Here is an 8,666-nt window from a genome sequence, read left to right on the forward strand (position 1 = left end):
CCATATGGAAATCCAATCCTGTGTATCCATTCTGAACGAGTGGGATATCGTAGCTGCTCGCCAGCTTGGCAGAAATGTAGCGAAAGAGCTGGGATTTGGAACCGTGGATCAGGCTAGAATTACAACAGCCATCAGTGAACTCGCCCGAAATATTTACCTGTATGCAGGAGAAGGTCAATTATGTATTGACCGGCTGAATGAAAATGGTAAAGCAGGGCTCAGAATTATTGCACTGGATAAAGGTCCGGGTATTCCAGATATTAGAAAAGTAATGGAAGACGGTTTTTCAACTTCAGGGGGTCTAGGAGCTGGCCTGCCGGGTGTACGAAGATTAATGGATGATTTCAACATTGATTCAAACCCTGGCGAAGGTACAGATATCCGCGCAACAAAATGGCTCCGATAGGAGGGGCATTTGACGAATGAATAAACAAGAGACACTAGAAGCACAATATAGTAAAATTTTGCAGGAATATATGAACAACCAGTCTGAGCAGGCTTTATATGCTGCTCAGCAATTCAGCCGGACTGCCCTTGCGAAAAAGGTGCCGCCGGAGGAAGTTATCAGTCTTCAAAAGAATGCAATGCAGCAGTTAATGCCTGACCTCTCACCGGAAGTCTGGCATTCTTTTGATATTCTGCTAGAAGTCATGACAGCATACGGATTCGCTTTCAGAGAGCATCAAAGTCTGCTTGATACACAAAAGGAATTAAAAAATGAAATGGAAATCGCCTCCAATGTACAGGATACACTCCTTGGGACATCGGTTCCAACAGTGGATGGTCTCGAAATCGGAGCACTCAGCGTTCCTGCCAAACAGATGAACGGAGACTATTATCACTTTGTTCATGACGGCGATCATTCTGTGAATGTAGCTATTGCGGATGTCATCGGTAAAGGGATTCCGGCAGCACTCTGCATGTCTATGATCAAGTATGCGATGGACAGTCTTCCTGAATATCGTAAAGACCCAAGCGCCGTGCTTGAAAGTCTCAACAGAGTAGTAGAACAGAACATCGACGATTCTATGTTCATCACGATGTTCTATGGTATGTATGAGCTGCGCAGTAATATCCTGCACTTTGCTTCTGCAGGCCATGAGCCTGGCTTTTTCTACCGCGGAAAAGATAAAGAGTTTCTTGACCTTGAAGCGAGAGGGCTTTTACTTGGTGTTGATAAAAACGCAAAGTATAAGCGCTATGAGCAGGCAGTTGAAGTAGGAGATATGGTCATTCTGATGTCTGATGGGGTAACAGAGTGCCGTACCGATGAAGGGTTCATTGAACGTGAAACGTTAATTTCCTATATCAATGAGTACATAGAACTCCCGCCGCAGGAAATTGTAAATAAAATTTTCCGTGACCTGGAACGCCTTCAGCACTTCCAATTAAGGGATGACTTTACAATTATCATTTTAAAAAGAACAAAATAGTTCCGGCTGATTACGTTTAACTCCCTGCAGTTAGGGTAGTTTACAAGTACGTCTTACGGAGATTTTGTGTAAAAGCGCCGGCGCCTCGCTGCACGATCAGAGGGCCAGGGGGGCTGGACATTCGAAAAAAAGGTGGAACTAATATGAATATTAAAGTTGATATAACAGAGCAGAGAGAAGATTTTGCAAGACTTGAAATTGCAGGGGAAATTGATGCTTATACTGCACCGGCTTTAAGAGAGAAAACAGAACCTCTATCGAAACAGGAAGGCATTCACGTAGTAGCTGACCTTTCTGATGTAAGTTATATGGACAGTACGGGCATTGGTGTATTTGTCGGATTGTTCAAAGGAATTAAAGCAAATGGCGGACATCTTCAGCTTATTGGTCTTTCAGATCGCCTGAAACGCCTTTTTGACATCACTGGACTTGCAGACATCATGGATATTAACTCCGAAGTAAAAGGTGGAATGGAATGATGAAACCATTTGATTACATTGAAATGAAGATACCCGCCAAAGCTCAGTATGTCGGTGTGACCCGCCTGACGATTTCAGGTGTGGCCAGCCGCATGGGCTTCACTTATGATGATATTGAAGATTTGAAGATTGCGACAAGTGAAGCAATTACCAACGCTGTTCAGCATGCTTATCAAGGTGATGATGAGGGAGAAATCGTTGTCGGATTTGCATTATACAACGATCGCCTTGAAGTAATCGTGGCAGACCACGGTTCAAGTTTTGATTTTGTGAAAGTAAAAGAAGAAGTAGGGCCTTACAATGAGGGCTCGCAGGTTGACATGCTCCGTGAAGGGGGGCTTGGTCTTTACCTGATCGAAAGCCTGATGGATGACGTGAAGATCAGTCAAAAAGAGGGTGTAACGGTCTTCATGACAAAGTACATTGAGGAAGAGCAGGTGGAGAGGGATGCGGAAACTGTCTCAACCTAATCAACCAAGCAAAAGTGAAGTACTGGAATGGATCAAAGCCTATCAGGAAACACAGGATGAAGATGCACAGCATAAGCTTGTTGTTCATTACAAGAATCTTGTAGAGTCCATCGCCAGAAAATATTCCAAGGGAAAGTCATATCACGAAGATATCGCACAGGTTGGCATGATCGGTCTCCTTGGTGCGATCCGCCGTTATGATGATACCTTTGGAAAAAGCTTCGAAGCTTTCGCGATTCCAACGATTATCGGTGAGATTAAAAGATTTTTACGCGACAAGACATGGAGCGTTCATGTACCGCGCCGAATCAAAGAACTCGGCCCGAAAATCAAAGCAACAGTTGAAGAGCTTACAACAGATCTGCAGCGCTCCCCAAAAGTAAGCGAGATTGCCATGCATCTGGAAGTTTCTGAAGAAGAAATTCTCGAAGCAATGGAAATGGGTAAAAGTTATCAGGCACTATCAGTTGACCATTCGATTGAAGCAGACTCTGACGGAAGTACAGTTACACTGCTCGATATCGTTGGCAGCATGGATGATAACTATGAAAAAACAGATCAGCGCATGGTACTTGAGAAAGTGCTGCATGTGTTAAGTGATAGAGAAAAACAGATTATACAATTTACGTATCTAGAAAATATGAGTCAAAAAGACGCGGGTGATATGCTCGGCATTTCTCAAATGCATGTGTCAAGATTGCAGAGAAGAGCCATCAAAAAACTGCGTGATGCCATTCAGCAGGAAAATGCTGAAGATGGGGATTTTGCCTGATGGAAGTACTTGACCACAGTTTAGTTACCGTACATGCTGGACAGTACGCAAAGGATGGAAGACAGGATTGCGGCGACAGTTATTATTTTGCAGCAACTGATGACTATTTTATATGCGTACTGGCAGACGGACTTGGGAGCGGAAAGTATGCACATGAAGCCTCCCAGGCAGTTTGCAGTGCAGTAGAGGAAAACATGGATGAAGACGTTGACCAGCTGATGGAAAGAGCCAATCAGTCCCTTGCGAAGAAAAGGGGCGCGGCAGTTGCGATTGTGAAAATCGAATATGCCACAAGACAGGTTACATACAGCTGTGTTGGAAATATCCGCTTTTATTTTTATTCAGAAGCAGGCAAGCTGACCTACCCGTTGCCGGTAACCGGATATTTATCCGGCAGGCCACAGCGCTATAAGACGCAGAGCTTTGCTTATGAAGATGGCGCATCATTTCTCATTCATTCAGACGGACTGCAGATTACACGTGTACGACCGCTGCTACAGTCAGGACGCTCAATTGACTATATTTCAACTTATCTCGATTCAATCGTTTCGGGAAGCGACGATACAACCTTTATCATTGGGAGACTGCCTCATTAAGGAGTCTCTTTTTTTTTGTAAAAAACATGCTTTAGAATTTGCACAGCTGTTGATTGAAGCGGAAGGGGGCGACTCCAGCAGGAGAAGTCGGACAGGTGAGACCCCGCAAGCGCCTAGCGCTGAGGAGGTCCAATTGAACCGGAGCCAGAAAACGGCTCATGCGGAAAGCGTCCCCCTGCAGCGGAAATCAACAGCCAGGGTCAACAGAGCTAAATACTCTATGGTACAATTAATCTCGGATATGATTATAGAAAGGCAGTGAAAGGCATGGACCAAAAACAACAGATCGCCCGTCTGGCAAACAGTATCTCAATTAGTGCTGACAAAGTAGTAAAAGTAATTGAACTTCTGAATGAAGGAAATACCGTACCATTCATCGCGCGGTACCGCAAAGAAATGACAGGGGCACTTGATGAAGTTCAAATCAAAAATATATCTGACAGCTGGGTCTACCTTCAAAACCTTGAGACGCGAAAAGAAGAAGTGCTGCGTCTGATTGAAGAGCAGGACAAACTGACAGAAGAACTGAAACAATCCATTCTAAATGCTGATAAACTGCAGGCAGTAGAAGATCTCTACCGTCCTTATAAACAAAAAAGAAGAACACGGGCAACCAAAGCGAAGGAAAAAGGTCTTGAACCATTAGCAAAATGGCTCTTATCCTTCCCTAGAAACGGGAATGTGGAAGCAAAAGCATCTGAATTTATCTCAGAGGAAAAAGAAGTGCCGAATGCTGAAGAAGCACTTGCCGGAGCAAGAGATATCATTGCTGAAATGTATGCAGATGATGCGAAAATCCGTGAATACATAAGAAATCAGACTTTCAGAAGCGGTAAGATTACTTCTGCAGTCAAGAAAGCAGAGCTTGATGAAAAAGGCATTTTCGAGATGTACTATGAATACGAAGAGCCGGTTTCAAAAATCGTTCCGCACCGTACACTCGCATTAAACCGCGGTGAAAAAGAAGATGTGCTTCGCGTCTCGATCCAGCCGGATCAGGAACGAATCCTTTCAGAATTAAAGCGCAAGCACGTAAAATATCCTCAGTCAGTATCAGCTGACCAGATCGCGGAAGCCATTGAAGACAGCTACAAACGACTGATCCTCCCATCAATTGAAAGAGAAATTAGAAATGAACTCACTGAAAAAGCGGAAAATCAGGCGATTCACATTTTCTCTGAAAATCTGAAAAATCTTCTGCTGCAGGCGCCACTTAAAGGAAAGAAAGTACTCGGTGTTGACCCTGCCTACCGCACAGGCTGTAAGCTGGCAGTCGTAGATGAGACAGGGAAGATGCTGTACATCGGCGTGATTTATCCGCATACAACAAAAGATCCTTCCAAAGCAGCCGCTACATTTAAAAAGGTGGTACAAGACTTTGATATTGAGCTTGTTGCAATTGGGAACGGTACTGCTTCAAGAGAAACGGAACAATTCGTAGCGGATCAGCTTCAGGAAATTGATCAGGAAGTGTATTACCTGATTGTGAATGAAGCCGGCGCAAGTGTATATTCTGCTTCTGACGTTGCGCGTGAAGAATTCCCGGATCTGCAGGTTGAGGAAAGAAGTGCTGTATCGATCGCGAGACGGCTGCAGGATCCACTCGCAGAACTCGTGAAAATCGATCCGAAATCAGTCGGCGTCGGACAGTACCAGCATGACGTGTCACAGAAAAAGCTGAATGAATCTCTGACATTTGTTGTGGAGACAGCGGTAAATAAAGTAGGGGTGAACGTGAATACAGCATCACCTTCACTACTTCAGTATGTAGCAGGTCTCTCAAAAACCGTTGCACAAAATATCGTAAAAGCCCGTGAAGAAGCAGGTAAATTCAGCAACCGCAAACAGCTGATAAAAATTCCGCGTCTCGGTGCAAAAACATATGAGCAGTGTATCGGCTTCCTGCGAATTGCAGAAGGGGAAAATCCGCTCGACAAAACAGCGATTCACCCTGAAAACTATCAGGATGTACAGCGCATGATCAAGCAGGCGGGGTATGACCTGAATGCAATCGGTACTGAAGAGCTGAAAGAAGCGATCATTCAAAAAACACCTGAGCAGTGGTCAGAGGAAACAGGTATCGGCATTCATACGATGAAAGATATTATTGAAGCACTGATCCGCCCTGGCCGTGACCCGCGTGATGAGCTTGACAAACCGATCCTGAAAAAAGATGTGCTTAAAATGGAAGATCTCAAGCCTGGCATGGAACTGCAGGGAACAGTCCGCAACGTAGTAGATTTTGGTGCATTCGTGGATATCGGTGTCAAACAGGATGGACTTGTGCATATTTCAAAACTGAAAAAAGGCTTTGTAAAACACCCGCTTGATGTTGTATCACTCGGAGACGTCGTAACTGTCTGGATTGAACAGGTTGACGTCAAAAAAGGCAGAATCGCACTCACCATGCTGCAGCCAGCCGACCAGACTGACTAATTGGAGGAATAAAAAATGGTCTATTATGTTATCGCCATTGCTGCAGCCGTTGCGGCACTTGGCATCACATTCAACTATATTGCGCACCTGGGTACCGTCATAAAAACCGCAGAAGGACGCGGCGAGGAGGGTATGACAGTATCAGCTGTACTTACACGCTTCTTCTTTTCAACTATGATCATTGAGCTTGTACCAATCGTTATTATGCTGCTTGCATATGTACTGATGGACAGACCGGATAACGGGCTGCCACTCATTCCGCTTATCATCATTCTTGCCTCAGCTGCGTTTGGTGTCACTCAGGTACTGATCAGAATGAATCAGCAAGTGCCGGCAGAAGTAAAAGGGCAGGTACGTTCTTTTTCACTGATCAGCACACAGCTCATCACATCAATGCCGCTTGTCGCGCTCATTTTTCTGTTCATCTAAAAGGGGCATCCCATGACAAACGAAGAATTACAGCAACTGACAGAACATATCTCACTTGAATCGTTCGGAAAAACATTCCGGCATCAGGCCTACTTTAACGCAAGGCTCCGAACAACAGGCGGGAGATACCTGCTGGTAAGCCACCATATTGAAATCAATAAAAAGTATCTGGATGAACACGGCTATGAAGAACTGACAGGTATTATTAAACACGAGCTTGCCCATTACCACCTTCATATAGAAGGAAAAGGGTATCAGCACCGTGACCGCGACTTCAGAGAACTGATTAAAAATGTAGGAGCGCCAAGGTTCTGTACGCCGCTCCCTTCACAAAAGAAAAGGCAGCTTCCGCGTAACAAGGTATATGAATGTGTAGGCTGCGGTCAATTGTATCACCGTAAGAGAAGGTTTGATACCAGTAAATACCGCTGTGGTAAATGCAGCGGCAAACTGACTTTTCTAGGTGTGGATCAGTCGAAAGTATAGTAGAGAGTTCCCTTGGGTGTTAACCTTCGGGAGCTTTTCTATTTCTAAAGGTATATTAAAGTTAAATGTTGTTCGAACGGAGCAAGTGGTTGTAGAGGCATGAGGGTGACTCCAGTAATAGAAGGGTAGTGAGGCATGAGGGCACATAAAGCGGAGGAACTATGCGAAAAGCGTTCACCCGGAGTGGAAATCACGAGCCCGCTCTAACTGAGCATTTCTAATAGAAGAAAGGTGGGAGAGACAAGGAGTGATTTCTTCGTGATATTTGTGGATTGCTTTTGACATCGCCTCTTAAATGTGGTAAATTACATTCACTAGCCTTTGAAGCGGACGGCATACACAAACGAAAATAACTAAAATTATTTTATAAAAGTTATTGACTTATGTTTTGAGTATCTGTTATGATATTATACGTCGGAAAGAGAGACGCCAAGTGAATAACTTACATAAAGGCTTGCTGCAACAATTGAATGATATCGTTCCACAGTAGCTCAGTGGTAGAGCAATCGGCTGTTAACCGATCGGTCGTAGGTTCGAGTCCTACCTGTGGAGCCATTTTTATGGGGAAGTACTCAAGTGGCTGAAGAGGCGCCCCTGCTAAGGGTGTAGGTCGCGTAAGCGGCGCGAGGGTTCAAATCCCTCCTTCTCCGCCAGAACATGGCCCGTTGGTCAAGTGGTTAAGACACCGCCCTTTCACGGCGGTAACACGGGTTCGAATCCCGTACGGGTCACCACTTATTTTTGAAAAATACATAGTTTCATCTGGTCCCGTGGTGTAGCGGTTAACATGCCTGCCTGTCACGCAGGAGATCGCCGGTTCGATCCCGGTCGGGACCGCCATTTTTTATTGGGCTATAGCCAAGCGGTAAGGCAACGGACTTTGACTCCGTCATGCGTTGGTTCGAATCCAGCTAGCCCAGCCATTTTTATTGGAGCCATTAGCTCAGTTGGTAGAGCATCTGACTTTTAATCAGAGGGTCGAAGGTTCGAGTCCTTCATGGCTCACCATTTTGTTTCATGCGGGTGTGGTGGAATTGGCAGACACGCTAGACTTAGGATCTAGTGCCGCAAGGCGTGGGGGTTCAAGTCCCTCCACCCGCATTATTATTTTACAAATAAGTATTGACACTTAGAAGTTATATTGATATAATATTACTTGTCGCTCGAAACCGAGCGGTCGTGGCGGAATGGCAGACGCGCTAGGTTGAGGGCCTAGTGGGAGAAATCCCGTGGAGGTTCGACTCCTCTCGACCGCACCAAACAAGTAAGCGCCCGTAGCTCAATTGGATAGAGCGTTTGACTACGGATCAAAAGGTTAGGGGTTCGACTCCTCTCGGGCGCGCCATATTTTACAACCTTATATGCGGGTGTAGTTTAGTGGTAAAACCTCAGCCTTCCAAGCTGATGTCGTGAGTTCGATTCTCATCACCCGCTCCATTATTTTTGAAATACTTGAACCTTGAACCTTGAACCTTGAAAACTAAACAACCAAACGTCAACGTTTTAAGATTTTAAGTCTTTTTCGAACAAAAAAGACAATGAGCTTTTCAAACACTTTACGGAGA

General features: G+C 44.9%; 9 protein-coding genes and 10 tRNA genes. All 19 read left to right on the forward strand.

Features of this window, described 5'->3' with window-relative positions; all coding sequences use genetic code 11:
- The first annotated feature begins 4 nt into the window (after window positions 1-4).
- The 19 genes from KP77_RS03475 (at window position 5) to KP77_RS03570 (ending at window position 8,538) form a co-directional block, all read left to right on the forward strand.
- Window positions 5-406 carry an anti-sigma regulatory factor gene (locus tag KP77_RS03475; RefSeq protein WP_039807354.1) on the forward strand — a complete coding sequence of 134 codons (402 nt, stop codon included), beginning with the start codon at window positions 5-7 and terminating at the stop codon, window positions 404-406.
- A 16-nt stretch (window positions 407-422) separates the two neighbouring features.
- Window positions 423-1,433: a PP2C family protein-serine/threonine phosphatase gene (locus KP77_RS03480; RefSeq protein ID WP_041121354.1), complete on the forward strand. Its 1,011-nt coding sequence runs from the start codon at window positions 423-425 to the stop codon at window positions 1,431-1,433.
- A gap of 143 nt (window positions 1,434-1,576) precedes the next feature.
- Entirely contained in the window at window positions 1,577-1,912 is a 336-nt protein-coding gene (locus KP77_RS03485) for an STAS domain-containing protein (RefSeq protein ID WP_041121355.1), read from the forward strand.
- The gene (gene rsbW / locus KP77_RS03490; protein ID WP_456152085.1) at window positions 1,912-2,382 is read left to right on the forward strand and encodes an anti-sigma B factor RsbW; all 471 of its coding nucleotides are present in this window, start codon (window positions 1,912-1,914) and stop codon (window positions 2,380-2,382) included. The genes KP77_RS03485 and rsbW overlap by 1 nt, the downstream gene beginning before the upstream one ends.
- Window positions 2,360-3,154, forward strand: coding sequence for an RNA polymerase sigma factor SigB (gene sigB, locus KP77_RS03495; RefSeq protein ID WP_041121357.1), 795 nt, complete (start codon window positions 2,360-2,362; stop codon window positions 3,152-3,154). Before rsbW ends, sigB begins: the two co-directional genes overlap by 23 nt.
- Complete coding sequence (locus tag KP77_RS03500; protein WP_041121358.1) at window positions 3,154-3,750, forward strand: PP2C family serine/threonine-protein phosphatase; 597 nt, start codon at window positions 3,154-3,156, stop codon at window positions 3,748-3,750. Before sigB ends, KP77_RS03500 begins: the two co-directional genes overlap by 1 nt.
- Window positions 3,751-4,017: 267 nt before the next feature.
- Window positions 4,018-6,186, forward strand: coding sequence for a Tex family protein (locus KP77_RS03510; RefSeq protein WP_041121360.1), 2,169 nt, complete (start codon window positions 4,018-4,020; stop codon window positions 6,184-6,186).
- A gap of 15 nt (window positions 6,187-6,201) precedes the next feature.
- Window positions 6,202-6,615, forward strand: a complete 414-nt coding sequence (locus KP77_RS03515; protein WP_041121361.1) for a hypothetical protein — start codon at window positions 6,202-6,204, stop codon at window positions 6,613-6,615.
- A 12-nt stretch (window positions 6,616-6,627) separates the two neighbouring features.
- Window positions 6,628-7,101, forward strand: coding sequence for a SprT family protein (locus tag KP77_RS03520; RefSeq protein WP_041121362.1), 474 nt, complete (start codon window positions 6,628-6,630; stop codon window positions 7,099-7,101).
- A gap of 480 nt (window positions 7,102-7,581) precedes the next feature.
- Window positions 7,582-7,656: transfer RNA gene (locus KP77_RS03525), tRNA-Asn, on the forward strand.
- A gap of 7 nt (window positions 7,657-7,663) precedes the next feature.
- Window positions 7,664-7,754, forward strand: a tRNA-Ser gene (locus KP77_RS03530).
- Between the two features lie 6 nt (window positions 7,755-7,760).
- Window positions 7,761-7,835 (forward strand) — tRNA-Glu (locus KP77_RS03535).
- 30 nt (window positions 7,836-7,865) lie between these two features.
- Window positions 7,866-7,941: transfer RNA gene (locus KP77_RS03540), tRNA-Asp, on the forward strand.
- An 8-nt stretch (window positions 7,942-7,949) separates the two neighbouring features.
- Window positions 7,950-8,024 (forward strand) — tRNA-Gln (locus KP77_RS03545).
- 9 nt (window positions 8,025-8,033) lie between these two features.
- A tRNA-Lys gene (locus KP77_RS03550) sits at window positions 8,034-8,109 on the forward strand.
- Window positions 8,110-8,120: 11 nt separating this feature from the next.
- A tRNA-Leu gene (locus KP77_RS03555) sits at window positions 8,121-8,202 on the forward strand.
- Window positions 8,203-8,274: 72 nt separating this feature from the next.
- Window positions 8,275-8,360: transfer RNA gene (locus KP77_RS03560), tRNA-Leu, on the forward strand.
- A gap of 9 nt (window positions 8,361-8,369) precedes the next feature.
- A tRNA-Arg gene (locus KP77_RS03565) sits at window positions 8,370-8,446 on the forward strand.
- Window positions 8,447-8,464: 18 nt separating this feature from the next.
- Window positions 8,465-8,538, forward strand: a tRNA-Gly gene (locus KP77_RS03570).
- Window positions 8,539-8,666 lie beyond the last annotated feature (128 nt).

The organism is Jeotgalibacillus alimentarius (genome assembly GCF_000829445.1).
GTDB lineage: Bacteria > Bacillota > Bacilli > Bacillales > Jeotgalibacillaceae > Jeotgalibacillus > Jeotgalibacillus alimentarius.